This is a genomic window from Streptomyces chattanoogensis (assembly GCF_001294335.1).
GTDB classification, from domain to species: domain Bacteria; phylum Actinomycetota; class Actinomycetes; order Streptomycetales; family Streptomycetaceae; genus Streptomyces; species Streptomyces chattanoogensis.
Genome location: NZ_LGKG01000172.1, coordinates 1 through 22,891 on the forward strand (window position 1 = coordinate 1; position 22,891 = coordinate 22,891).

General features: G+C 69.0%; 26 protein-coding genes and 1 pseudogene. 17 read left to right on the forward strand and 10 right to left on the reverse strand.

Annotation, left to right across the window (positions count from 1 at the left end; translation table 11 throughout):
* Both ADL29_RS32305 and ADL29_RS46765 read right to left on the reverse strand, forming a co-directional pair.
* Positions 1-549 (reverse strand): ABC transporter transmembrane domain-containing protein (locus tag ADL29_RS32305; RefSeq protein ID WP_245689721.1); only part of this gene is annotated, 549 nt, incomplete at its 3' end.
* 205 nt (positions 550-754) lie between these two features.
* Positions 755-1,303: pseudogene (locus ADL29_RS46765) on the reverse strand (recombinase family protein); the annotation flags it as partial.
* A gap of 120 nt (positions 1,304-1,423) precedes the next feature.
* Here ADL29_RS46765 and ADL29_RS32310 point away from each other — a divergent pair.
* Entirely contained in the window at positions 1,424-2,044 is a 621-nt protein-coding gene (locus ADL29_RS32310) for a flavin reductase family protein (RefSeq protein ID WP_053927152.1), read from the forward strand.
* Between the two features lie 300 nt (positions 2,045-2,344).
* A complete protein-coding gene (locus ADL29_RS32315; protein ID WP_245689722.1) occupies positions 2,345-3,160 on the forward strand; it encodes an endonuclease/exonuclease/phosphatase family protein in 816 nt (271 codons plus the stop codon).
* A gap of 33 nt (positions 3,161-3,193) precedes the next feature.
* Here the strand turns inward: ADL29_RS32315 and ADL29_RS32320 are convergent, their stop codons facing one another.
* From ADL29_RS32320 to ADL29_RS32340, 4 genes are all read right to left on the reverse strand, one after another.
* Positions 3,194-3,418 carry a DUF2277 domain-containing protein gene (locus ADL29_RS32320; protein WP_046924091.1) on the reverse strand — a complete coding sequence of 75 codons (225 nt, stop codon included), beginning with the start codon at positions 3,416-3,418 and terminating at the stop codon, positions 3,194-3,196.
* A 50-nt stretch (positions 3,419-3,468) separates the two neighbouring features.
* Positions 3,469-4,290: an alpha-ketoglutarate-dependent dioxygenase AlkB family protein gene (locus ADL29_RS32325; RefSeq protein ID WP_281181991.1), complete on the reverse strand. Its 822-nt coding sequence runs from the start codon at positions 4,288-4,290 to the stop codon at positions 3,469-3,471.
* Positions 4,291-4,586: 296 nt separating this feature from the next.
* Positions 4,587-4,841: a hypothetical protein gene (locus ADL29_RS32335; RefSeq protein WP_053927102.1), complete on the reverse strand. Its 255-nt coding sequence runs from the start codon at positions 4,839-4,841 to the stop codon at positions 4,587-4,589.
* A gap of 38 nt (positions 4,842-4,879) precedes the next feature.
* On the reverse strand, positions 4,880-5,305 hold the full coding sequence (locus tag ADL29_RS32340; protein WP_053927103.1) for a VOC family protein: 426 nt from the start codon (positions 5,303-5,305) through the stop codon (positions 4,880-4,882).
* 396 nt (positions 5,306-5,701) lie between these two features.
* On the opposite strand from ADL29_RS32340, the gene pqqA reads away from it, so the two are divergent.
* The 7 genes from pqqA to ADL29_RS46395 are packed head-to-tail and all read left to right on the forward strand — an operon-like array spanning position 5,702 to position 10,039.
* Complete coding sequence (gene pqqA / locus ADL29_RS43085; RefSeq protein WP_107095142.1) at positions 5,702-5,869, forward strand: pyrroloquinoline quinone precursor peptide PqqA; 168 nt, start codon at positions 5,702-5,704, stop codon at positions 5,867-5,869.
* Positions 5,870-5,879: 10 nt separating this feature from the next.
* Entirely contained in the window at positions 5,880-6,809 is a 930-nt protein-coding gene (pqqB, locus tag ADL29_RS32350; RefSeq protein ID WP_053927104.1) for a pyrroloquinoline quinone biosynthesis protein PqqB, read from the forward strand.
* Positions 6,810-6,828: 19 nt separating this feature from the next.
* Complete coding sequence (gene pqqC, locus ADL29_RS32355; RefSeq protein ID WP_053927105.1) at positions 6,829-7,569, forward strand: pyrroloquinoline-quinone synthase PqqC; 741 nt, start codon at positions 6,829-6,831, stop codon at positions 7,567-7,569.
* Positions 7,566-7,826: a pyrroloquinoline quinone biosynthesis peptide chaperone PqqD gene (gene pqqD / locus ADL29_RS32360; RefSeq protein ID WP_053927106.1), complete on the forward strand. Its 261-nt coding sequence runs from the start codon at positions 7,566-7,568 to the stop codon at positions 7,824-7,826. Before pqqC ends, pqqD begins: the two co-directional genes overlap by 4 nt.
* A 38-nt stretch (positions 7,827-7,864) precedes the next feature.
* Entirely contained in the window at positions 7,865-9,046 is a 1,182-nt protein-coding gene (pqqE, locus tag ADL29_RS32365; RefSeq protein WP_053927155.1) for a pyrroloquinoline quinone biosynthesis protein PqqE, read from the forward strand.
* Positions 9,047-9,104: 58 nt separating this feature from the next.
* A complete protein-coding gene (locus ADL29_RS46390; protein WP_053927107.1) occupies positions 9,105-9,755 on the forward strand; it encodes a glycoside hydrolase family 18 protein in 651 nt (216 codons plus the stop codon).
* Positions 9,719-10,039 carry a glycoside hydrolase family 18 protein gene (locus ADL29_RS46395; RefSeq protein WP_053927108.1) on the forward strand — a complete coding sequence of 107 codons (321 nt, stop codon included), beginning with the start codon at positions 9,719-9,721 and terminating at the stop codon, positions 10,037-10,039. The genes ADL29_RS46390 and ADL29_RS46395 overlap by 37 nt, the downstream gene beginning before the upstream one ends.
* An 872-nt stretch (positions 10,040-10,911) precedes the next feature.
* Here the strand turns inward: ADL29_RS46395 and ADL29_RS32380 are convergent.
* Positions 10,912-11,334: a VOC family protein gene (locus ADL29_RS32380; protein WP_053927109.1), complete on the reverse strand. Its 423-nt coding sequence runs from the start codon at positions 11,332-11,334 to the stop codon at positions 10,912-10,914.
* Between the two features lie 317 nt (positions 11,335-11,651).
* On the opposite strand from ADL29_RS32380, the gene ADL29_RS32385 reads away from it, so the two are divergent.
* Positions 11,652-12,551, forward strand: a complete 900-nt coding sequence (locus tag ADL29_RS32385; RefSeq protein WP_211274432.1) for an aminoglycoside phosphotransferase family protein — start codon at positions 11,652-11,654, stop codon at positions 12,549-12,551.
* Between the two features lie 337 nt (positions 12,552-12,888).
* Here ADL29_RS32385 and ADL29_RS32390 read toward each other — a convergent pair whose 3' ends face one another.
* Positions 12,889-14,211, reverse strand: a complete 1,323-nt coding sequence (locus ADL29_RS32390) for a serine hydrolase domain-containing protein (protein WP_078971453.1) — start codon at positions 14,209-14,211, stop codon at positions 12,889-12,891.
* A gap of 343 nt (positions 14,212-14,554) precedes the next feature.
* Between ADL29_RS32390 and ADL29_RS32395 the strand changes: the two genes are divergently transcribed.
* Positions 14,555-14,785: a DUF6296 family protein gene (locus ADL29_RS32395; RefSeq protein ID WP_046924083.1), complete on the forward strand. Its 231-nt coding sequence runs from the start codon at positions 14,555-14,557 to the stop codon at positions 14,783-14,785.
* A 572-nt stretch (positions 14,786-15,357) separates the two neighbouring features.
* Here ADL29_RS32395 and ADL29_RS32405 read toward each other — a convergent pair.
* Entirely contained in the window at positions 15,358-16,059 is a 702-nt protein-coding gene (locus tag ADL29_RS32405; protein WP_053927112.1) for an aspartate/glutamate racemase family protein, read from the reverse strand.
* Between the two features lie 505 nt (positions 16,060-16,564).
* Between ADL29_RS32405 and ADL29_RS32410 the strand changes: the two genes are divergently transcribed.
* The 4 genes from ADL29_RS32410 to ADL29_RS32420 all read left to right on the forward strand — a co-directional run bounded on the left by ADL29_RS32410 (position 16,565) and on the right by ADL29_RS32420 (position 19,133).
* Positions 16,565-17,239 carry a protein-L-isoaspartate(D-aspartate) O-methyltransferase gene (locus ADL29_RS32410; protein ID WP_053927113.1) on the forward strand — a complete coding sequence of 225 codons (675 nt, stop codon included), beginning with the start codon at positions 16,565-16,567 and terminating at the stop codon, positions 17,237-17,239.
* A gap of 1 nt (position 17,240) precedes the next feature.
* Positions 17,241-17,930 carry a DUF429 domain-containing protein gene (locus tag ADL29_RS32415; RefSeq protein ID WP_053927114.1) on the forward strand — a complete coding sequence of 230 codons (690 nt, stop codon included), beginning with the start codon at positions 17,241-17,243 and terminating at the stop codon, positions 17,928-17,930.
* Between the two features lie 173 nt (positions 17,931-18,103).
* Positions 18,104-18,259, forward strand: coding sequence for a hypothetical protein (locus ADL29_RS43795; RefSeq protein WP_157878629.1), 156 nt, complete (start codon positions 18,104-18,106; stop codon positions 18,257-18,259).
* 28 nt (positions 18,260-18,287) lie between these two features.
* Positions 18,288-19,133: an NAD(P)H-binding protein gene (locus tag ADL29_RS32420; protein WP_078971454.1), complete on the forward strand. Its 846-nt coding sequence runs from the start codon at positions 18,288-18,290 to the stop codon at positions 19,131-19,133.
* Between the two features lie 629 nt (positions 19,134-19,762).
* Here ADL29_RS32420 and ADL29_RS32425 read toward each other — a convergent pair.
* Positions 19,763-20,554: an alpha/beta fold hydrolase gene (locus tag ADL29_RS32425; protein WP_053927116.1), complete on the reverse strand. Its 792-nt coding sequence runs from the start codon at positions 20,552-20,554 to the stop codon at positions 19,763-19,765.
* Positions 20,555-21,025: 471 nt separating this feature from the next.
* On the opposite strand from ADL29_RS32425, the gene ADL29_RS32430 reads away from it, so the two are divergent.
* Together ADL29_RS32430 and ADL29_RS32435 are read left to right on the forward strand one after the other, a co-directional pair.
* Entirely contained in the window at positions 21,026-21,460 is a 435-nt protein-coding gene (locus ADL29_RS32430) for an ester cyclase (protein ID WP_053927117.1), read from the forward strand.
* 336 nt (positions 21,461-21,796) lie between these two features.
* Entirely contained in the window at positions 21,797-22,150 is a 354-nt protein-coding gene (locus ADL29_RS32435) for a hypothetical protein (protein ID WP_053927118.1), read from the forward strand.
* The last annotated feature ends 741 nt before the right edge of the window (positions 22,151-22,891 follow it).

The following is a 22,891-nucleotide window of genomic DNA, read 5'->3' on the forward strand; positions in this document are numbered from 1 at the left end:
CTTCGCATCGTTGATGTAGTTCGCCAGGTGCATCAGCGGACCGGCCGCCTCGATGGGCATCGCCCCGATCATCAGGGCGAGCAGGAAATCGGTGACCGATATCCAGTCGGCCATCAGCATCGGCAGGCCGGTGGCGGAGAGGATCAGCAGCGTGGGCAGCGGCACGATGAACAGCCGGTGCAGCAGACCCCCGGCCCGCGAGGTCGCCAGCCAGCCGGCGACCGCCTCGGTGAACTCGTCCACCGCATCGGCGAATCGGCGGAAGGACCCCTGCCCGTCGTCGAAGGTCCGCACCACCGGCATTCCCTGCACGAACTCGACCACCGCCGCGTTGGTGTTCTCGTTCGCGTCGTTGTAGCGCGCCCGCTGTGCCGCATGGTCGCGGGTCAGCAACGACAGACAGACGACGGCGATCGGCACGACGATCAGCGCGGCGATCAGCAGCCGCCACTGCACCACTCCGAGCGCGATCGTGGCGGCCAGCGGCTGGGCGAAGCCGGAGCCGACGAACGGCAGCGCGTCCGCGACCACGTTGTGCAGCGACTTCACATCGTGCTTTGGCGATGCTGTAGGCCGATTCCCCCGACATGAAGTCCTGGAAGATCCGGACAACGACGTCGGCCTCGTCCGGGACGAGCTGCCCCTTGCACTCGCCCTTGCGGATCCAGCCGTAGGCGATGCGGCCCTGGGCGAGGCCGTTATGGGCGGCGGAGAGGTGCTGGCGGGCGACGCGGCGGGCGGTGTCCTCGGAGGACTTGAGCGCCATCACGCACATCATGCGAGCCATGTGGCGGTCGCTGTCGTTGATCAGGTTCATGCGGCCGCCGGTGGCGCCGGTGACGGGACGCTTGACGTATTCGACGATGTCGATGAGGTCTTCGAGGTCCCGGGGCTGGCGGACCAGCCGGTCGAGGTCGTAGAAGATCACGCCGTCGATGACACCGTTGGCCAGGTCGGCCAGGAGCTGCCGGAATTCGGGGCGCAGGACGATCCAGTCGATGGAGCCGTCGGGCTTGACGACCTTGCGCTTCTTGAAGGCCGAGGTGTCGTTCTCCCGGTAGACCTTGGCGAACGGGCCCCAGCGCAGGCGGGACCTGGTGTCCTCGGCGTCTTCGAGCTGGCGGTCGACGCCGGCTTCCAGGCCGAAGCGGTCGGAGGAGATGCGGAGGTAGGCGCCTGGTCGTTTGGGGGCGTATGCGGCCAGGTGGTCGTGGAGGTTGAGGGTGACCTGGCCACCGCGGGCATGTGCGGGGACTTCGAAGTCTTCCCAGACGGTCGGTGCAATGGCTGGGGCGGTGGACACGGTGTCGGCTCCTGGTGCTCGTCGGCTCCGATACCGGGCACTTTCCGCCGAGCTCAGGGGTTTGGTGGTGCCGTGGATCCGCTGTACGATCCGCGGCCGCCGGTGTGGATACTGATCACCATGCGCATTGACTTCGATCCCGCTGAGATGTCCCGCAACGAGTTCTACAAGCTCCTGACCGCGGTGGTGGTGCCGCGGCCCATCGCCTGGATTTCGACGATCAGCCCTGATGGTGCTTCTGCGAACCTCGCCCCGCACTCCTTCTTCAACATCGCCAGCGTGGCGCCGCCCGTGGTGCAGTTCAGTTCCGTCGGGCGGAAGGACACGCTGCGGAATATCGAGGCCACCGGGCAGTTTGTGGTGAGCTTTGCGACGGAGGGGCTGGAGCGGCAGATCAATGACAGTGCGACGGATTTTCCGCGTGGGGTGAGCGAATTCGAGGCGGCGGGGATCGCTTCCGAGCCGAGTGTGCGGGTGAAGCCGCCGCGGGTCGCGGACTCGCCGGTGGCATTGGAGTGTGAGGTGCACAGCACGCTCGGGATCGGGGATTCCACCGTCGTGTTCGGGCGGGTGGTGCATGCCGTGGTGTCGGACGAGGTGCTGGTCGACGGGCATCCCGAGATCGACAGGCTGCGGCCGTTGTCGCGACTGGGTAAGGACGAGTGGGGCACGGTCGGCGGGCTGCGGGAGCTCGGCCGTATCCGGCATGCGGAGTGGCAGGGGCCGGCCGGGCGGGACTGAGCAGCGAGGATTTCGAGTCGGTTCCCCTCGGGGCCACTTCCGGCTCATGGAGGTGTTCGAGACTCTGCGGTGAGGGCGCCGGTGCCGTCGGCGCCATGGGTGAATGGAGTCGCAGTGAAGGACTACCGCGTTCCCGGCCGTGAGTCGCTCGAGGCGGCATCCGTCCCCCGTTCCCCGGTGGCCGCGTTCAGCCGGCGGTATGCGCTGCGGGCCGCGGCCGCCGGGGCGGTCGCCGTACCGGTGGCGGCGTACGGGACGGGGACCGCGGACGCCGCTGACCGGGGGCGGGGGCTGCGGGTGATGACCTTCAACCTGCGGTACGCCTCCGACACCCGGCCGAATTCCTGGGCCGAGCGGCGCCCCGTCATGCGGTCGCTGCTGCGCCGCGAGGCCCCGCATGTGCTCGGGACGCAGGAGGGGCTCTATGGGCAGCTGCGCGATATCGCGCAGGATCTCGGTCCGCATTACGACTGGGTGGGGACCGGGCGGGGCGGCGGAAGCCGGGATGAGTTCGCGGCGGTTTTCTACGATGTGCGGCGGCTTGCGCCGGTCGAGTACGACCATTTCTGGCTGTCCGATACGCCGTATCTGATCGGGTCGGCGACCTGGGGGAATACGGTCATCCGGATGGTGACTTGGGTGCGGTTCCGGGATGTGCGGGCGGCGGACGAGCCGGGTGCGTCAGGTGCGTCGGGTAAGCCGGGAACGTCGGTTGGTTCGGGCGACTTCTATCTGGTGAACACTCACCTTGATCATGCGAATCAGTACTCGAGGGAGCGTTCCGCCGCGCTGATCCGTGAGCGACTCGGGGCGCTCGATCCGTCACTGCCCCGGATCGTGACAGGCGATTTCAATGTCGCGGCGCATAAGAATCCCGTGTACGACGCGATGCTGGGCGACGGGGTGCTCGTCGACAGCTGGGACACGGCCGAGGAGCGGAGCGCTCAGTACGGCACCTTTCACGGGTATCGGCCACTGGTGCCGGACGGGGACCGGATCGACTGGATTCTCACCTCGGCGGGTGTGCGGACGCGGCGTGCCACGATCAATACGTTCTCGGAGCACGGGCAGTTTCCGAGCGATCACCTTCCGGTGCAGGCATGGGTGGAGTGGTGAGGACGGGGTAGGGGCGCCGGGTCGGTGGCCGTATCAGCGCTGGTGGGTGGCCGAGCCGCGGACCTGGAGGCCATCGAGGAGTTCCTGCGTCGCGGCTGCCACGGCCGCCACGGCGTGATCGAAGACCTCGCGGTTGTGGGCGGCCGGTGCGCGGAATCCGGAGACCTTGCGGACGTACTGCAAGGCGGCGGCCCGGACGTCCTCGTCGGTGACCTCGGGTGTGACGGGCGGGCGGAGGGTCTTGATGCTGCGGCACATGCGTCCAGTCTGCCTCGTGGCCCACAGATCCGGGCCGGGCGTGGCGCGACTCAGCTGAGCCCGGTGACCCGCATCGTGATGTTGAGGCGGCCGCTGGTCAGTCCCGTCGCCGGGTCGCAGGTGCCCGGCCGGACCTTGGGTACCCCGTGGTACGCGAACCGCGACGGCCCGCCGAAGACGAACAGATCGCCGGAGGCCAGCTCGATGTCGGTGTACGGCTTGGTGCGGGTCTGGGTATTGCCGAAGCGGAAGACGCAGGTGTCGCCGATGCTCAGGGAGACGACCGGTGCGCCGGACCGCTCCTCCTTGTCCTGGTGCATGCCGAGCTTCGCCTGGGCATCGTAGAAATTGATCAGCGCGGTGTCGGGCGTGTAGTCGTCGCCCGCCGTAGCGTCCTGGTACGCGTCGACCAGCGCCCGTCGGCCCAACTCGACCATCCAGTCAGGGAATTCGGCGACCCGGGCCCCATTGACGTCGTCGGCGGTACGGGTATACGCGTACGGCTGCCAATGCCAGCCGATGCACACCGTCTGGACGGACATCACCCCGCCGCGGGGGAGCTTGGTGTGCCGGATGGGGGCCGGGCCGCGCGCCCAGCCGCGACAGGCGGTGACGAGCTCGCGCTGTTGGTCCAGGGTCAGCCAGCCGGGGACGTGGACGGCGCCGGGGGCGAGGATGCGGCGGGGGGCGCGTTCGTGGGCGCCGGGTGAGTGGGCTGCGGGGGTGTCGTGGTCCGGGGCGGCGCCGGGTGCGGTCGGGGATGTCGTGAGGTGCCCGGGGTGGCCGATGTGCCCAGGCCCGTCGATCCCCTCGAGCCTGTCGATCCCCTCGAGCCCGTCAAAGTCCTCGAAGCCGGGAAGTGGCGTGCTCATGTGCTCCTCGACCTGTCTTGGTGGCGTGCGGGCCCGGTGGATGTGCAGTGGTCGCCGCCGCTGATCTTGGCCGCGTCGATCGTTCCCGCGCCGATCCTGGCTGCGCTGGTCGTTCCCGCGCCGATCGTGTGGCGACTGTGGCTGCTGCTGTCCTCTGCTCTCTTCAGCGTGCCATGGAGAGGCTCGTCATGAGGCGTGGGGCAGCCGGTGGGCGGCGATCGTCGGCCATCCCGGCGTCCCGCCCGGCACCCCAGCATCCGGCTATCCCGCCCCCAGGTCCCCGGAGCTCGATCGTGCTACTGCAGATCGGTCCGGAATGCCGTGTCGGAGCTCTCCCCGCCGTCGCCGTTGTTGTCCGCGTTCGTCGTCGTCAGCCACGGGGAGTTCCTGTCGGGTTTGGACACGACCGTACGGAGCCGCCCGTAGTCGTGGGTGGAGTACGTCGTGGGGGCGCCCACGCTGGTGCCGTCGACCGGAATGCGCCACGGGCGTTCGCCGCGCAGGGCCGCCACATGGTCACCGAGCCGTCCAAGCGCCACCGAGCCGTCCAAGCGCTCAACCTGTTGTGTGCGGGGCGTGAACTCGCAGCTCAGGCGCGTTCTTCGTCGTGAAGCGAGGGGGCGTAGGAGATGCCGACGATCAAGCCATCGTCCGTGAGAAGCCGGGTCACCGTCTGTCCCCACGGCTCGGTACGGGCCGGGTGCAGCAGGGCGAAGCCCGCGCGCTCAAGCTCGCCGCCGGCCGCTGCGACAGCGTCTGCGTCCGCGACCTCGAACTCGATGGATGCCTGGGGGACCACCCGGTCGGCGGGCCACGACGGTGTGCCAAAGCACGCCTCGGCTGCCTGCGAGAGCGGCCACATGCCGAAGTGCTTGCTGCCCGGGATGCTCCCGCTCGAGTAGTAGCCGTCGTCTTCGCCCTCCAGCGGGAGGCCGAGGGTGTCCATGAAGAGTCTGCGGCTCTGTGGCGGGTCAGCGACGACCACCGCCGTACTCGTGATGAAGAGAACGTCCATGTGACGCAGCCTATGGGCCGCAGTTTCCAGGAGGCGGAAACACCAGCAGTTCGGACGTGTCCTGGTCCCGCAGCAGTTTCACTGCCTGCCTGGCGTACCACGGCCGCCCTCTTACCAGTCGGTCTAACTCTGGCCATGTGAGCGCAAGTTGGCTTTGTGTCGGTTGGTGCTTCATGGACGAGAGCGTCTTTCTTTCGCCCCATTGACCGGGGCCCCGCGGCTGAGGATTCTGCAAAGCGATTCACGGCAACCGAGCAACGTGGCGGATGAACCGCCGACGGCCGGCGCCCACTCGGACCGATGGCGCGCGGACCGGAGTCCCTGCCTTCGCCACGACGACGGAACCTACAACGACGGAACCTACGACCACGGAACCCCACGACGCGAGAGGGCCCCATGAACCACGACCTGGAACAGAGCCCCCACACCCCCGACCACACCCAACCTCAACCGGCCACCCACCCCAACGCCCCGTCCCGCGAGCAGACCGCCTGGCGGACTCCCGACTACACGGTGATCGAGACCGCACTCGAGGTCACCGCCTACTCCCTCAACGCCCGCTGACCGGCCCGCCGTGCTGCTGAAGGTCCTCGGCACCGCGGCGGGTGGCGGAGTGCCCCAGTGGAACTGTGCCTGCCCAGGGTGCTCCGGGGCGCGCATCCATCCCGACCGGCGTCGCCGCCATGCCTCGCTCGCCGTACGAGCCGACGACGATCACTGGTATCTGATCAACGCCACCCCCGACCTCGCCGACCAGATCGAGAGCACCCCGGCTCTGCACCCGGGCCCCGCTGCACGCCGGACCCCCGTAGCGGGTGTGGTGCTCACCGACGCCGAACTCGACCACACCCTCGGCCTCGCCCGGCTGCGCGAGGCCGACCGTATCGAGATTCTCGCCACCGGCCCGGTCCGCTCCGCGTTAGGCGACCGCGCCCGCCTGGACGACGTCCTCACGCCGTACGCCGAGCTGGTATGGCGGGAATTGGGCCCTCGTCCGGTGCCGCTGCGCGAGGGGTCCGCTGTCGAGATCAGCGCCGTACCGGTTTCTGGTAAGCGGCCCCGTTACGCGGCGGCGGGGCCGGATGCCGCGGCCGGGTCCGGCGCGGCCGCGACCGCGTACGTCGAGCCGTGGGTGGTCGCCCTGCGGCTGCGCGACCGTCGCACCGGCGGCACCGCCGTCTACGCCCCCGCGCTCGCCGCCTGGCCCGACGCCTTCCAAGCGGCGATCGCCGAGGCGGACCACGTCCTGCTCGACGGCACCTTCTGGGACGACGACGAACCGCGCCGCAGCGGATTCTCCACCCGTACGGCCACCGGCATGGGGCATCTGCCGATCGCCGGACCGGGCGGTACTGCTGCGCGCCTCGCCCCGCTCGCCGCCCGTTGCTGCTACACCCACATCAACAACACCAACCCCCTCGTCGATCCCGACGCGCCAGAGCACAAACGGCTGGCCGTGCTGGGGCTCGCGGTGGCTGCGGAAGGGATGGAGATCGCTTTGTGAGTGGGATGGAGATCGCTTCATGAGCACGCCGTTCGAGGAGCGGCTGCGGGCCGTGGCGCGCGACAACTACCACGACCGTCACCCCTTCAATGTCCGTATGCACCAAGGTGAGTTGACGCCGGACGAACTGCGCCGCTGGATCCGTAACCGCTTCCACTACCAGCGCCATATCCCCGTCAAGGACGCCCTGATCACCGCCAAGCTGGGCACGCCTGACCTGCGCCGGATGTGGCTGCGCCGGATCCAGGACCACGACGGGCAGCAGCCGGGGGAGGGCGGCATCGAGCGATGGCTGCGGCTCGGTGAGGCGGCGGGGATCGACCGGTCGTTGTTGATGGACGAGACGGGGGTGCTGCCCGGCGTACGGCTCGCCGTCGACGGCTATGTCAACTTCTGCCGGCTGCGCTCCCCGCTGGAGGCGGTGGCCGCCTCGCTCACCGAACTGTCCGCCCCGGACATCATGCGCACGAGGATCGACGCCTTCGAGCGGCACTACCGCTGGATCGACGCCGACGGCCTGGCCTACTTCCGGGGGCGTCAGAGCCAGGGGCGGCGGGACAGCAAGGAGGCGCTGTCGCTGGTCCTGGACTGGGCGCGTACGGAAGCCGAGCAGGAGCAGGCGGTCGCCGCGCTGGCCTTCAAGTGCCAGGTGCTGTGGGCGCTGCTGGATGCGGTCGAGGCGGGGGAGCGGCCGGCGGGGGACGACGGGCCGGGGGAGCGGCCGCTGCGGGACGACCGGTCCTCGGGAGGGCGGCCATGACGGCGCGGTGGCGGCCCGTACTCGCCCCCGCCGTCCATCTCCGGTACGACCGGGTGCGCGGCACCGACCTGCTGCTTCTGCCGGAACGCGTAGTGGTGCTCAAGGGCAGCGCGGGCGACGTACTGCGCCTCTGCAACGGCGAGCGGGAAGTGCCGGACATCGTGGCGGAGTTGGCCCGCCGCCATCCCGGTGCGCCGGTCGCGGACGAAGTGCCCGCCTTTCTGGGCCGAATACGGGCGGAAGGCTGGCTGCGATGAACACGCTCTCCCCACCCTCCGGTGCCTGCGATCCCGCCATGGCCTCGCCTCGTTCCCCGGGCTCCCCGGGCACGTCCCCGGTCCGGCCCTGGGCATTGCTCGCCGAGCTCACACATGGCTGCCCGTTGCGCTGCCCGTACTGTTCCAACCCACTCGAACTCGCCACTAAATCAGCAGAGTTGACGACAGCGGAGTGGGAGGATGCGCTCCGCCAGGCAGCCGATCTCGGTGTCGTCAGCGCGCATCTCTCCGGCGGGGAGCCGCTGCTGCGCCCGGACCTGACGGAGATCGTCGCGGCTGCAGACGGCGCCGGGATCCACACCCAGCTCGTCACCAGCGGCGTCGGCCTCGGCCGGGCGCGGCTCGGTCGGCTGGCTGACGCCGGGCTGCGCAGCGTCCAGCTGTCTGTCCAGCACGCCGACCCGGCCACCAACGACCTGATCGCCGGCCGCCGCTCCTTCACCGACAAGGAACGGACCGCCGCCCTCATACGGGAGGCCGGACTGCCGCTCGGCCTCAACGTCGTCCTGCACCGCCACAACCTCGACGCACTGGACGCGCTGCTTGATCTCGCACCTGCCTGGGGTGCGGACCGTATCGAACTCGCCAACACCCAGTTCTACGGCTGGGCGCTGCGCAACCGCGCCGCGCTGCTGCCCTCCCGCGAGCGGCTCGCCGTCGCGGCGCGGACCGTACGACGGCGGCGCGCCGAGCTGGCCGAGCAGCGGATCGAGGTGGTCTGGGTCGTCCCTGACTACTTCGAAGGCAACGCCAAGCCGTGTATGGGGGGTTGGGGCGCCATCTCGTTCACGATCACTCCGGACGGTACGGTTCTGCCCTGCCCGGCGGCAGCGGCGATCCCTGGTCTCGACGCGCCCACTGTCCGCGATCACGACCTGGAATGGATCTGGCACCGCTCCCGGACCTTCACCCGTTATCGGGGCACCGCGTGGATGCGCGAGCCCTGCCGCAGCTGTGACCTGCGAGAGAAGGACTTCGGCGGCTGCCGCTGCCAGGCCTTCGCGCTCACCGGCGATGCCTCGGCCACCGACCCCGCCTGCCGGTTCTCCCCGGACCACCATCTCGTCCGCGACCTGGTGGACGCCCCGCCCGCTCCGGCCTCCCCGACCCTCGGCGAGCCACGTCGGCCTGCCCGGCGAGCCGCGGCGGTCGCCCCGGAAGAAGCGGAAGAAGCGGAAGAAGCGGAAGAAGCGCATTGAAGCCGCCCGCAGCTCTTCAACCCCTCCCACGCCACAAGCGTCCGAAAGAAGCGACTCCATGGCCCGCTCCCACTGCCCGCGATCCCTGACGATCGTGCTCGCCGCCGGTTCCGTGCTCCTGGGCACCGCCGGCGCCACGGCACCCGCCGATGCGACGGCTGCCCCTGCCTCCGGCCCCGCCTCCGTCGCTTTACCCCGTGCGGCGGTTCCGATGGCTGCTGCGCCGTACGAGTACCTGGGATGGGGCGACCCCCAGAAGCCGACGGACGTGATGGCGGCAACCGGCACCAAGTGGTTCACGCTGGCCTTCATCCTCTCCGACGGTGGCTGCAACCCGAAGTGGGACGGCAGCCGTGCGCTGACCGGCGGCAGCGATGAGTCGGCGATCCGGGCGATACGCGCCAAGGGCGGCGATGTGGTGGTCTCGGCGGGCGGCTGGAGTGGCGCCAAGCTCGGCGAGAAATGCGGCAGCGCCGGCGCGCTCGCCGGGGCATACCAGAAGGTGGTCGACGCCTATCACCTCAGGGCGCTCGACATCGATATCGAGAACACCGAGTTCGCCAATGCCACGGTCCGCAAGCGCGTCGTCGACGCCCTCAAGACGCGGCGGCCGGTCTGGACAACGACGGCTGGACCGTCATGCCCTTCGACTTCGGCGGCCACAGCGGGACGATGGGCCAGGCCACCGTCAGTGCCCTGGAAGGGCTGAAATCCGCGGTCAAGAGAGCCTACGGATACGGCGACGCGGACGCCTACCCGCACATCGGTGTCTCCTCGATGAACGGCAAGACCGACGAGGCCGACGAGACCGTCACCCTCGCGGACTTCCGTACGATCCTGGCCTACGCCCGGCAGCACCACATCGCCCGTTTCGCCTTCTGGTCGGTCAACCGCGACCGCCAGTGCGCCTCCGGCAGCGACGGCGACAGCTGCAGCGGGGTGTCGCAGGACCCGTACGCGTACACAAAGGTCGTCGTCAAGTATGTGGGGTGAACGGCGGATCCGGCGTATGGCGCTGCGGTCGGGCGGCGGGATCGGGGCCAGGTCCGGACTCAAGGACGGGTTCGGGGTGGGTCGGGGCTGGGTTCGGGGCTGGCAGGTGGTCCCATAAAACCGGGTGCCCGCTGTGCCGGCCGGGGCTACAGTGGATCTCGTCCAGGTGCGAAGGCCGGGGCTACTTCCACTCATAATGGGGCGGTCGCGGGTTCGAGTCCCGTCGTCGACTTCGGGTCGGCGTAGCTCAGTTGGTAGAGCACCAACGTTCCCCAGCTGCTGAGATCTCTGGACGCACAAAGACCCTGCCGGGTCCCGCCCAGTGCGGACCTTCCCGGCGGGGCCTTTGGCCTTTGTGCACCGTCTGCCGACTCGGAGTCTGCCGGCTCGGGGCCTTCCTGCTCGTGCCTACGCTGCCTCAACTACCTCGGCGCGCACTGCTGTCGTCCAGATCTCCAGCAGTACCGCATACTCCGCCATGTCCTGCGCCGTCCATGCCAAACCGTGCCGGGTGCGTACAAATCGCCGGATCGATTCGTTGGCCTCGGACGCAGGGATGGGCACCCCGGCAGGGGGAGAAGGAGAGGGGGACATGTAAGACATGTTAGGGGCAGTCGCTGACAATTCATCACCCCGTGCGCCCGGCGTACGCCCCCCGAGCTTGTTTCCGCCCCCATCCCTGCACCACCCCAACTCGCTGACCAGCGAGGACCATCGGCGGTTGGTCGCATCTTGCTCTCTGCATGTGTCCAGTTCCACACGCTCCGCGTTCGGTGGATCTCCGGCCGACCGATCCACCCGTACGGCCCTCATGGACCGTCAACGGAGCACCTCGGTGCGCCAATGCCTCGGTATCTCAACGCCTCGGTACCTCAATCCGAGCTGTCTCCCTGCAGAAACAGACAGAACGGATGCCCCGCCGGGTCGAAGAGGACGCGGACGTCGTCCTGCGGCTGGATCTCGGCTCGCCTCGCACCCAATGCGACCGCGTACGCCTCGGCCTCGTCCAGGTCGTCAACCCGGATGTCGAGGTGGAGCATCTTCTGCTGCTCCTCCGGCTGTTCCGGCCATACCGGGGGCCGGAACCCGGGCTCCGACTGGAACGAGAGCCCGGTACCGCCCTCCGGTGGCCTGAGCAGCACCCAGTCAGGTTCGCTGAATCTCACTTCCCATCGCAGCAGGCGCTGATAGAAGCACGCGAGTATCTGCGCATCCGGACAGTCCACGACCACCGTCGCGAGCGAGAATCGAGGGATTCCCGGCGGCACCTCTTGAGTCGTCACCTCTTGAGTCATCAAGTCCTCCCGACGGCAATACTGCAGCCGCAGTTGAGGTGACCGGTAGTCGGGCTGCGTGGCGGCGGGGGAGTAGCTGCTGGGGTATCTGCGGGGTTGCTGGTGCTGCTGGAGCGGGAGAGCGGCTGGATGTGGGCAATCGGGCCGGGGGAGTCAAGCGGGCCGGCGAGCCGCGCCGGCGAACGTCGCCACGGGCGTCGAGCCGGCTCGGCCGCTGGGGCCGGCGTGATGACCGGGCCCCGTAACTGTGGGCTGCCTGCAGCACCAGCCGGAAAAGTGTTTGACGCCCGCCGCGTCCAGCGATCGGATGGCGGCTCATGAGCACAGGGCAGATGCATCCCGGCCTCCATTCCTTCGACGACGACCTCGTACGGCGACTGGTCGCGGGGCAGTTCCCGCGGTGGGCGGGGCTGTCGGTGGAGCGGCTTCCGTCCGGCGGCACGGTCAACGCCATGTACCGGCTGGGTGACGACATGGTCGTACGGCTGCCGTTGGTGAAGGGCGGAGCCGAGGACGTATCGATGGAGCAGGAGTGGCTGCCCCGCCTCGCGCCCCGGCTGGCCACGGCCATCCCCGAGGTGCTCGGGGCCGGGGAGCCAGCTGAGGGGTATCCGTGGCGGTGGTCGGTGTACCGGTGGCTGGCGGGGGAGAACCCCGAGGCGGGGGCGTTGAGCGAGCCCGTGCTGTTGGCCAAGGATCTTGCCGGGTTCGTGGCGGAGATGCGGAGCATCACCCTGCCGGGGGCTCCGGCTGCCTACCGCGGCGGGCCACTGGCCTCGCTCGACGCGTCGACCCGGGCGGCGATCGAGGAACTGCGCGGGATCCCCGAGGAAGGCGTCGACTGTGATGCCGTGGCCGCCGTATGGGAGGACGCGCTCCGGGCCCCGGGCTGGGACGGTCCGCCGGTGTGGCTGCATGCCGACCTGATGCCGGGCAACCTGCTGGTGGACGGTGGCAGGCTGACCTCGGTGATCGACTTCGGGTGCATGGGGTTGGGCGATCCGGCGTGCGATCTGTTCCCGGCGTGGAATCTGCTCCCGGCCGATGCGAGGGGTGTCTTCCGTGAGGCGCTCGGCGTGGACGATGCGACCTGGCGCCGCGGCCGGGGGCGGACGCTCTCGCAGGCGCTCATCGCGCTGCCGTACCACCGGAGGACCAACCCGGCGATGGCGCACAACGCCAGGCACGTCATCCGGGCCGTGCTGGGAGAGGGCTGAGGTCGGTCCCCGCACCACAGCCCTCAGTTACGGAAGGGGGAGGCGGCGCCGTCGTCACTGAGGCGGCGGTGTCAGGAGGCTTCGCCGGGCCGGGGTCCGGACTCCTTGGCCCGGGTTTGTTGGTCCGGGTTCCTTGGTTTGGGCTCCCCCGCCTGGGCACGGGGTGCCGCAGTGATTGTGCCAACGGGCCTTCCCGGTGCATTACCCCGATCGGGTGGCATGGCAGGCCCGGTCATCAGACGCCCGGCGGCTTGATGTGGGCGTACGTGCTCGGTCCCAGGCCCGTTGTCAGTGGCCACCCGTACGGTGGTCCCCGTAACTATCCGAGCTGCTGGCGCTACTCGGACCCGCCCCGCCCCTGTGACAGCGCATGGGGGCGGGGCACCTCCTGTGCGCTGGGCAGCGGGAGCGCGCGCGACATACCGGGATGCGGGCTTCCGTTGGTGCTGCAGAGCGCCTGCATGATGTGCGTCTGCATGGCGGCATCGATGGGGCTCGGCAGGGGCCGGCCGTTGCTGTCGAGCTTTTGATAGCGCGTCAGGTTGAAGCCGAGGGATATCCGATGGCGGCCGTCGGCGCTCGACAGAGACCAGGTCATCGCCCCGAGCACCAGGCCGTTGTGTCCCCAGAATTCTCCGCAGGGCAGCTTGGTGCTGAGCAGGCCCAGGCCGTAGCGGGCGGTGGTCCCTGCTATCGGCACCGTGGTCTTCATCTGTTGCAGTTGGGCGGGGGCCAGCAGTCTGCCGCTCAGCAGCTCACCGTAGAAACGGTTCAGGTCGGACATGGTAGAGACGAGAGAACCGGCCGTCCCGGCCCAGGAGAGGTTGTAGACGCTGAAGTCGCGTGGTGGGTCGAAGTCTCCGTACGCCGCCTCGTACATCTTGGCGTGCGGGCCGAGGAGGTTCGCGGACGTCGGAAAGTAGGTGTGCCGGAGCCCGGCCTTACGGAGGACATGGTCGGTGATGTACCGCTCCGGGGACTCGCCCGTGACCTTCCGCAGCAGGATCCCGGCGATGATGTAGTTGGTGTTGGAGTAGTGGTGCGCCTGGCCCGGTTTGCCCAATGGCGCGGCCCGCAGGCCCAGTCGGGCCAGCTTTTCGGGGGCGAACTGACGAAAGCGGTTGCCTTCCAGGCTGTCCGGTGTCGCGAAGATCGCTCCGGCGTAGTCGCCGATTCCGCTGGTGTGATTGAGCAGCATCCGGACGGTGATGGCCCGGCCGCGCTCGCCCGGGACGAGATCGGGCAGATAACGGCCTATCGGCGCATCGAGCTCGATGCGGCGCTTCCCCACCTGCTGGAGCACGGCGACCGAGGTGAAGGTCTTGGTGATGCTGCCGATGCGGTGTCTCATCTGCGGGGTCGTGGGGCGCCCAGTGCCGACGTCGGCGAGCCCCGCCGCGCCCTGCCACTGCTCGGAGCCGGTTCGCACCGCAGAGTAGGCGCCGTACATCCCGGCGTCATGGAATGCCTTCAGGGTCCGGTCCAGCGCCGCACGGTCCAGCCGGCTGATGGTCGTTGTGGCGGCAGTAGTGCTCAGCGGCGTCGCGGGAGCCGGGACCGCCGAGGCCGTGGAGGCGGCTGGGACGGTCAGTGCCAATAAGGCGGCCGTGGCGGTCCCGGCGAGTCGTAAACGGCGGCGATTGAAGTGGGCAACAGGCATGGTGGCTCCGGTGGTTCGAGGCCCTTGGCGGGCGTTCGATCTTCGTCGTTTCGATTGTGGGGGTGGGAGGGCCTCGAGCCATCAACCCTGGGAACTACCTTGATCCCAAATCCAGATGAGAAATATCAGGTTTACTTCCGTGGACTGTGGGTTATGGGCCGTGGCCCGTGGGTCAAGCGTCCTGGGCTGTGGTCCGGTCCGGTCCGCGGTCCTCGCCGTGCTCCCTCCTGAGGCGCTGCGGGCCTGTGTGAGTGACGATGGAATAGCGGAGGTGTAGCGGCGTACCGCACGGGTGAGGGAGGGACGCCGCAGGGCGCCTGCAGAGCCATTTCGGGAGGCCCCGATGGATTACCCGGAACGCTATGAGCTGGTATTTCAGGCTCTTGCCGTGGAAGACGACGTGGTGGTCGTCCGGCGTACCGAGAAGGCGGGGGCGGGCGGGTATCCGGTCTACGAAGATGAATCGGGGATCGTGCGCGCGGAGATCAGCGACCGGGGCGAGGTCCGCATGCTGGCCAGTGGGGGACATCAAGCGCCCCGGACGCCTTTGCTGGCGCGGCCGCTGAGCCCGTGAGTGCGCGAGGCCGGTCGTCACCCTTTACGCGGCTCGCCACCCGTTAGGAGCGGTAGTACGAAGCCATGGGGTGAGCCATGGAGTGGGTGGGATGCAGGGGGCGGGGCCCGGGCGCGCTGCTACAGCCCGCGCAGATGTGGCCGGGGCTGCGGCGATCCCCGGCCGGCGGGCTGGTCAGAGGAGCGGTCGGCGGGGCTGCCGGTGGCCTGGTCCGCGGAGGCGGATGGTTCATGGGAGCCGGACGATTCATTCGAGCCGGACGATTCATTGCCACCAGAGGGTTCGCCTGCGTGGTCCGTCGGGTCCGCCTCGGACTCTGCTTCGGGTTCGGTGCTGTGTCCTGCGAGGACCGCCATGGCACGCTCCAGCGTCTCCCCGGTGACCTGCATCCGGATCCTCGCCAGTCGTTCTAACTCTGTGTGGGACACCACGTCAGCGTACCCGCCGTAACTTCAAACCCCGTGCAGCGGCAAGGATTTGTCACGGCGGTGAGCCGAGGGGACGGGTGGGGGAGAGGGAAGGGGGAAGGGCGCGAGAGCCGATGATCACGAGTATCCGGGCCGGCCGGGCTGCTACGGGGCGTCGTCGGCAAGTGCCTGGCTGACCGCCGCCTCGGCATGCAGCCGGGTGGTCGGAAAGACGGGCACCGGGCTGTCGTCAGCGCTGATCAGCAGCTCGATCTCGGTGCAGCCGAGCACGATTCCCTCCGCCCCGGCGGCTACGAGGTCCTTGATGATGGCTTGGTACGCCTGGCGGGACTCTTCGCGGACGACCCCGACGCAGAGCTCCTCGTAGATCACCCGGTGAACGGTGCTGCGCCCGACGGCGTCCGGGACCAGTACCTCCAGCCCTTGGGCCGCGAGTCGGCCACGATAGAAATCCTGCTCCATGGTGAAGGCGGTGCCCAGCAGCCCGACGCGTCGCAGACCCCGCCCGAGGACGGCGGCGGCCGTGGTGTCGGCGAGGTGCAGCAGCGGGACGCTGACCGCGGCGGCCACCTCGTCGGCGACCTTGTGCATGGTGTTGGTGCAGATCAGCAGCATGTCGGCGCCTGCGGCCTCGAGCGCCTTGGCGGCCTCGGCCAGTACGTCGGCCGCCACGTCCCAGCGTCCTTCGGTCTGCAGCCGTTCGATCTCGGCGAAGTCGACGGAGTACAGCACACAGCGCGCCGAATGAAGCCCGCCCAGACGCTCCCGCGTCAGCTCGTTCAGCAGCCGGTAGTACTCCGCCGTCGATTCCCAGCTCATGCCGCCGAGCAACCCGATAGTCCTCATCGCGCCACTTTCGCACACCTGCTCGTCCGGTGCGGCCGGGGCGGCCGGTTGGCTACCTTTCTGGGGTGACTGTCTCGGTCTTGGTGTACGGCTTCGGTACGGGTTACGGGGATCCGCCCCAACCTGAATAGTCCTCAACTTCCCTAAGGCGCCCAGGAGTTGCGATCGAGTGTCACACCCACATCGCCAGCGATGCGAGGGTGTCGGCTGTCTGGTAGGACTCAGACTCAGCGGTTCTGTCGTAGCGGGTGACGGCGGAACCGCGCTTCTGGAGCCAGGTCCCGATGGCCTGGGAGCTGTAGTTGTAGCCCTTGTCGCCGATGACGATGGGGTCTGTTCCGGGACGTCGCCGGCATGGGCACGTTCCGCAGCATGAACCGCCCCGGGTTCGACAGAGCCCAGACGGCGGCTGCGACCTGGCGTTCTGCGATCTCGGGGTAGTGGTGGAGCGGGTCTGTGACCGACGATGGTCCGGAGATGATGGCCTGGAAGGGAGGCAGCCAGGATGTCCCGTCCCCGCCGCGATCTGGGCCCCGAGCATCTGGTCAAGGCCGCCCGCGCCGCCGGCGTGACGGACGAGCGCCTGTTGCTTGCCCTGAGCGCGACCCCGCGCGCGGCCTTCGTACCGGCCTCCAGCCGCGCGTCGGCGTACGCGGACGCGCCGATCCCGATCGGTCATGGCCAGGTGACGACGCAGCCCTCCCTCATGGCGATGATGGTTGCCGCGCTCGGCCTCACAGGGGACGAGCGCGTGCTGGAGATCGGCAGCGGTCACGGCTTCCAGACCGCGGTGCTGGCCCGCCTCGCGGCGTCCGTCGTCGCGGTCGAGCGGTGGGCGGACATGGCCGAGCAGGCTCGGGCCAACCTCGCCGGCCAGGGCATCGGGAATGCCGAGATCGTCGTCGGCGACGGCACCCTGGGCATGGCCGACCGGGCTCCGTTCGACGCGATCGTGATCTCCGCCGCCTTCCCGGAGGTGCCGCCGCCGCTGGCCACACAGCTGCGGGTGGGCGGTCGCCTGGTGCAGCCGATCGGACCGGGCGGCCAGGAGCGGGTCGAGCTGTACGAGAAAACGGACCAGGGACTCCTGCACCGCCGGACCGTCACACTCGCGTACTTCGTCCGCCTCTACGGTCGGTACGGCTATCCCCCGACGGCCCCGTTCGAGGACGCCGGCTGACATGGTGACCGTCCTCGGCGTCGACGCGTGCCCGGCCGGATGGCTGGCGGTCGGGCTCCACGACGGCCGCTTCGCGGAGGCACGGGTAGTCACCGCCCTGCGGCCCCTTCTGGCCGAAGCCGCGGCCGGCAGCGTCGCGGTCGTGGCCGTGGACATGCCGCTGGGGCTGCTCGACGCCGGATGGCGGCGTGCGGACACGGAGGCGGCGGCCCTGCTGGGACCGCGGCGGGGCAGCGTCTTCCGGGTGCCGCCGCGCGCGGTGTGGCAGGAGAAGGAGTACGACGACGCGCGACGCCGGTGCCGCGAACTCACCGGGGCCGGGCTGAGCCGCCAGACCTGGGGGCTCGCGGCCAAACTCCGTGAGGCCAACGCCTGCTTGGCGGAGCCCGGGGGCGACCGGCTCGTCGAAGTACACCCCGAAGTGTCATTCCGGGCCCTGGCGGGCGGAACAGCGTCGCTTGCCCGCAAGAAAAGCTGGGCCGGGCAGATGGCACGGCGCTCGCTCCTCGCCGCGGCCGGAATCGTCCTGCCGGACGACCTGGGGGACGCGGGGCGAACCCCGCCGGACGACGTGCTGGACGCGGCCGCTGCCGCGTGGACGGCCCACCGGATCGCCCGCGGCTGTGCGCACTCCCTCCCGGATCCACCCGAGCGCGATGCGGGCGGGCGTTCGGTCGCCATCTGGTACTGACCTGGGCTTATGTACCGCCGGCTGCGGCCCGCGAGTGCGATACGAGGGCGCGGGCTGGGGCTGGCGACGGTGGCCGCCGCAGTTCTCGGCAAGCCCGATTTCGTACGCGTCGGCCGACTGATGTCGCACCGGTGCTTCGCAGAAGGTCCGTATTCCGTGTGAGGAGGGTGCCGGTGGACGTAGCGGTGCTCTGGGGCACGAACGTCGCCGAGGCCACGCACGCGGCGAGCGTCGAGCACGTCGTGTTCACCTCTGTCGCCGCGGCGGAGCGGCGTCTTGAGGAGAAGCTGCCGGTGAACCTGGGGGCGGGCCCCGGCAGGCGGGAATAATCCGAGTCCGGCTGAGGCTGAGCTGATCATGAGTGAGATTCTTGTGATCGGCGCAACCGGCAATGTCGGGCGAGAGGTTGTCGTTCAGCTCTTGGCCACGGGCGCCGCTGTGCGGGCGATGGTGCGTGATCCCGAATCGGCCAGGCTCCCGGAGGGAGTCAAGGCCGCAGGCGGGGACCTGTCCCTGCCCGACACGCTGGAGGGGGCGTTGAGAGGGAGCGACACAGTGTTCCTGATCTGGCCTTTTCTTACGGCCGAAGGGGCCCCGGCCGTGCTGGAGGCGATTGCGCGGCATGCCCGCCGCGTTGTCTATCTCTCGTCGTCGGGTGTGAACGGGGATGCCGAACGGCAGACCGATCCGATCAACCAGCTCCACGCCGATATGGAGCGCCTGATAGAAGATTCCGGTTTGGAGTGGACCGTCCTGCGCTCGAACACCATCGCCTCCAACGCACGAGGGTGGGCCGAGCAGATCCGCACTACGCGTGTCGTTCGCGGTCCCGACATCGCCGCCACGGCGGTGATCCACGAGCGCGATATCGCGGCTGTGGCGGTGCATGCACTGACCGATGACGGGCATGCGGGCGCGATACACGTCCTGACTGGCCCGCAGGTACTGAGCAGAGCCGAGCAGGTACACAGCATCGGGGAAGCCATCGGCCACCGGACACGCTTCGAGAAGGTCTCCGTACAGGTCGCACGAGAGCAGATGCTCGCCGACGGTCGGCCAGCCGCACTCGTCGAAGCCTTGCTGGCCAGTGCGGAAACGCGGCCCGAGTCGACCTTGATCACCTCCACGGTGGAAGAGATCACCGGACTTCCGGCGCGCACGTTCCGCTCGTGGGCGGAAGAGCACGCGGACGATTTCCGCTAGGTTCGCCGTTCAGGGGCCCGGCTCGGCTCGGACTGCCCCTCGAGTGGGTCACTCACCTGGGCATTCGCCGAAGACGCTGGTTGGCCTTGCGCTCGCGTCGGAGCATCGCCGTGGCCACGAAGTCCTGTACGGCGGTCTTAACCAAGGCGGAATCGATATTGGCCGGCTGTGCCGGGCCGTGGCAGAACTGCCCTTGACCTGGGCGGCTGACGGCCTGGAGGCCGGTCGCACCTCATGGACTGTGCAGTACCTGGATGCCATCCGCCTGTGAGCCCTGCGTCGATCTCGCCGCCACTGCCACTGCCACTGCCACCGTCACCGCCCAGATCGGCGAGGACGTCGAGCGACTCGTCGCCGTCCGGCCAGTGTCAGCACGGTGCGGTGCTCCCGAGATCCTGGTGGTAGTGGACTCGGGATGCAGCGCACCCCGCACCGCCTACTTCCTGGCGGACTTGCCGGTGCAGATCCTGGGCGGGCTCCGTTCAGGCCGGGTGTGCGACGGCCGACACCGGCGCGGGTCTACGACCCCAAGGGCGGCCGACTGCCCGAGCACGGCGGCGAGTTCATCTTCGGAGACCTCGTCATCTGGGCGCCGAACAAGCGGTGACGTGGGGTGTGACGGGCGGGGCTCAGGCCGTGGCGTGGGCGGCGGACGCCATCCGGGCGAGTGCGGCGCGCAGTGCGGCGTTGAACTCGTCGGGGCGCTCCTGGTGTGGCATGTGGCCGGAGCCGGCGATGACCCCGACCTCGGCACCGGGGGTGAGCGCGGCGCAGGCCCGGGGCACCTCCAGCGGAATCGGGGTGCTGAGCTCGCCGTGCAGGTAGTGGATCGGCACCTGCAGACCGGGCAGGTCCGGTCGTGGGTCATAGTCGCCGGCGGTGGCGAAGTGCTGGTCGATGTGGACGCCGGAATCCAGGATCTGCCGGACCGTCCAGTCGATCAGCGCGGGCGCGGTACCCGGCGCGTACCACTGCGGCACCCACTCGGCGACCGTTCCGGCCCGGTCGCGGCGCAGGCCGTCGGCAAGCTCCGCCAACGGCATCCCCTGCGACGGCCAGTACGCCGTTCCGTCCACCGCAACCACACCCCCGACCGACTCCGGGTGCCGCAGCCCCAGTTCGGTGGCGAACGTCGCGCCGATCGACGAGCCGACAACCACCGGCCGGTCCAGCCGCAGCGCACCGATCAACGCCATCATGTCGCCCACCACCCCGTCGGCCGTGTTGCCCCTGACGGGACGGGCCGACCGGCCGCAGCCCCGCCAGTCGACGGTGACCACCCGGTGGTCGCCGGTGAACTCGGGCAGCTGCGCGCCCCAGACCTGGCCGCTGGTCCCCCAGCCATGCAGGAACAGCAGAGCGGGCCCGGCCCCCTCGTCCTCGTAGTAGAGCGTGGTGTCGTTGACGTCCAGGTAGGGCATGACGGATTCCTTCCCCTCGTGGGCCGCTGCGGGCCTCGCGGTTGGCTGATGTCCCCACCCCATCGCGATGACGCCCGCCGACCAATGAGCGATCCGCGTCTGCACTGATCGCGAATCGTGATCGATGAGGGCACGGGAACCGCGGCCATGAGGATCGGTCCGTCAGTTGCCTCGGTGCTACCGATCGCCGAAACCTCACCCACAACTGATGTGGCGTCAGTCCCTCGGCCAGGCGCGGCACGAGCTGTCCACCAACCGGCTCTCGCCATAAGGATCAACCGCCATGTTTGTTCCTTGAGGTCCTGGTCCTGACCTCGAGCGGTGCCCGAACGGATCGCGGAGAAGCGCCGCACATGGCGGGGGACCCAGGTTGTTGTCCGCGCGTCGCGTCACATTCCCGGTGGCTGTGCCGTCTTACTGCTGAGACGCCGTCCAGCACGCGGCGAAGGCACAGAGCAGAGGAGAGACCGCATGTCGGCAGCCGGGGCAACAAGCAACACAGCGACGCTCAACCGCTTCCACGCCGCCGTGAACAGCGGCGACCCGGAAATCATCTCGAAGGCCATCGACGAGTTCGTTGCGCCGGACATGGTCTTCCACGCGCCGGTACCGATGGGCGCGACGGGGGCGGAAGCCCTGAAGCGGGTGTGGGAGGGACTCCTGCGCGCGTTCCCCGACATCCACGTTGCCGTCGAGGAGACGATCACGGAGGGCGACAAGGTCGTCTCCAGGAACACGGTGACCGGTACCCATCGGGGCGAGTACCAGGGACTGCCGCCCACCGGGAAGACCGTCACTTACAGCGAGATCTTCATCTTCCGCTTCGTCGACGGAAGGATTGCCGAGATCCGGGGCGTCGTCGACGTCCTCGCGCAGCTGCGCCAGCTCGGTGCCCTCCCGTCTTGACGAGGCCACGGGCCCGGGGCCGCCGTCGGCGGCTCCCGGCGGTGTGACTGCTGCCGTGGTCCGGCGGTCTGATCTGACGCGTTGCGGTCGCACTCGGCCGCTTGAGCGGGGGCGGGTCCGTCGGGATAACTTGGGATTGCTGAACCAGATCAGGGGATTTCGGAGTTCAGTCCGGCCCAAGTACGGAATTCGGGTGAAATTCGGTCATCTGTATCCGCGGCGAAGATCGATGTGCGAGAGGGAATAAAGAAATCGGTATGAAATCGCAGGTTTGAAAGAGGTTTCGCGTACTCGCCCGGGGCAAGTAGGGCAGTCATGAACGGTCCCCATGAGTCCATGCCCGTAAACGACACCTACAACACCTACGATCCCTATGACCAGAATCGGGGCACCCGGGCGCGTGGCCGGGACGGCTCCGGGGTAAACCGGACGGCCTTGGTCATCCACACGATCGCGGACATTGCGGCGGCTTTTCTCGGTCTGTGGATCCTGCTGTACCTGCTGGAGGCCAACCAGGGAAATGTCTTCGTCGGCTTTGTGCACGGTATGGCCGACTGGCTCGCCGGATGGTCGCAGGACATTTTCACCATGGACGTCGACGGTCTGCGGGTTTTGCTCAATTACGGCCTGCCCGCAGTGATTTACCTTCTGCTCGGCCATGGGATCGCTGCGCGAGTGCGCCGCCTCTGACCGAAATCAGGTGCATCGTGTTATCCAGGTCGGTGAGGTCCGTGATCAGTTCCTGTGAGAGTCGCGGGCCTCACGACGCCGCGGCGGCGCGGTGAAGATCGCCGTGAGGGCGCCGAGCGCTGGTCAGCGGCGTGGACCCCGCGCCGCGGGGGATCAGCCCGATTGAGGTGATCATGCGCGGCGAGATCGTCTGTGGTCGCCCGTCCGGCAGCTGGCAGACGTGCAGGTCCTGCAGGACCTGCAGGACCCCCTGGCGTTCAGCGGCCTGTACGGGATCCGGTCGAGGATCGAGATCGCCCCAATTGATCACCGCTCGGCTCGGACTGCAGGGCTGGGGCTCGCAGGAGGGTCCGGGACATTCGCGAGGCCGGCGGACCGGCGGACGCTCTGGCGGGACTGTTCCGCACCGCGGGACTGCTCCAGCTTCCGGTCCGGGCGCAGTGCGGCCCAGTGCCCGGCATTCATTCAGCGGGGGCTCATGTCGATGAATCCGGCCGCGCGCCTGGCGATGTCCGTTCGCGGGAGCCGGGAGTGCTGGAAAATGAGGTTATGCGCGGGTTTGGTTGGCTTTCGGCGCTGGGGCGCCTGCTCTGGCGCGTATGGGGCCGCCCGTGGGCCGACAGGCGCCGAGGCCATCGGGGAGGTCATGCGGACTCCGGCCAGGGGCGTGAGGCCGGAGAGGGCGGTGCCACGCCGGGGCGCGCCGGCGGGGGGTCTCGGAAGGCATATCTGACCTCGCGT

Coding starts and splice junctions, on each gene's coding strand:
- ADL29_RS32310 (WP_053927152.1), top strand. CDS start 1,424: ATGCGCATTGACTTCGATCCCGCTGAGATGTCCCGCAACGAGTTCTAC.
- ADL29_RS32315 (WP_245689722.1), top strand. CDS start 2,345: ATGACCTTCAACCTGCGGTACGCCTCCGACACCCGGCCGAATTCCTGG.
- ADL29_RS32320 (WP_046924091.1), bottom strand. CDS start 3,418: ATGTGCCGCAGCATCAAGACCCTCCGCCCGCCCGTCACACCCGAGGTC.
- ADL29_RS32325 (WP_281181991.1), bottom strand. CDS start 4,290: ATGAGCACGCCACTTCCCGGCTTCGAGGACTTTGACGGGCTCGAGGGG.
- ADL29_RS32340 (WP_053927103.1), bottom strand. CDS start 5,305: ATGGACGTTCTCTTCATCACGAGTACGGCGGTGGTCGTCGCTGACCCG.
- pqqA (WP_107095142.1), top strand. CDS start 5,702: ATGAACCACGACCTGGAACAGAGCCCCCACACCCCCGACCACACCCAA.
- pqqC (WP_053927105.1), top strand. CDS start 6,829: ATGAGCACGCCGTTCGAGGAGCGGCTGCGGGCCGTGGCGCGCGACAAC.
- pqqD (WP_053927106.1), top strand. CDS start 7,566: ATGACGGCGCGGTGGCGGCCCGTACTCGCCCCCGCCGTCCATCTCCGG.
- pqqE (WP_053927155.1), top strand. CDS start 7,865: ATGGCCTCGCCTCGTTCCCCGGGCTCCCCGGGCACGTCCCCGGTCCGG.
- ADL29_RS46390 (WP_053927107.1), top strand. CDS start 9,105: ATGGCCCGCTCCCACTGCCCGCGATCCCTGACGATCGTGCTCGCCGCC.
- ADL29_RS46395 (WP_053927108.1), top strand. CDS start 9,719: ATGGGCCAGGCCACCGTCAGTGCCCTGGAAGGGCTGAAATCCGCGGTC.
- ADL29_RS32380 (WP_053927109.1), bottom strand. CDS start 11,334: ATGACTCAAGAGGTGACGACTCAAGAGGTGCCGCCGGGAATCCCTCGA.
- ADL29_RS32385 (WP_211274432.1), top strand. CDS start 11,652: ATGAGCACAGGGCAGATGCATCCCGGCCTCCATTCCTTCGACGACGAC.
- ADL29_RS32390 (WP_078971453.1), bottom strand. CDS start 14,211: ATGCCTGTTGCCCACTTCAATCGCCGCCGTTTACGACTCGCCGGGACC.
- ADL29_RS32395 (WP_046924083.1), top strand. CDS start 14,555: ATGGATTACCCGGAACGCTATGAGCTGGTATTTCAGGCTCTTGCCGTG.
- ADL29_RS32405 (WP_053927112.1), bottom strand. CDS start 16,059: ATGAGGACTATCGGGTTGCTCGGCGGCATGAGCTGGGAATCGACGGCG.
- ADL29_RS32410 (WP_053927113.1), top strand. CDS start 16,565: ATGTCCCGTCCCCGCCGCGATCTGGGCCCCGAGCATCTGGTCAAGGCC.
- ADL29_RS32415 (WP_053927114.1), top strand. CDS start 17,241: ATGGTGACCGTCCTCGGCGTCGACGCGTGCCCGGCCGGATGGCTGGCG.
- ADL29_RS32420 (WP_078971454.1), top strand. CDS start 18,288: ATGAGTGAGATTCTTGTGATCGGCGCAACCGGCAATGTCGGGCGAGAG.
- ADL29_RS32425 (WP_053927116.1), bottom strand. CDS start 20,554: ATGCCCTACCTGGACGTCAACGACACCACGCTCTACTACGAGGACGAG.
- ADL29_RS32430 (WP_053927117.1), top strand. CDS start 21,026: ATGTCGGCAGCCGGGGCAACAAGCAACACAGCGACGCTCAACCGCTTC.
- ADL29_RS32435 (WP_053927118.1), top strand. CDS start 21,797: ATGCCCGTAAACGACACCTACAACACCTACGATCCCTATGACCAGAAT.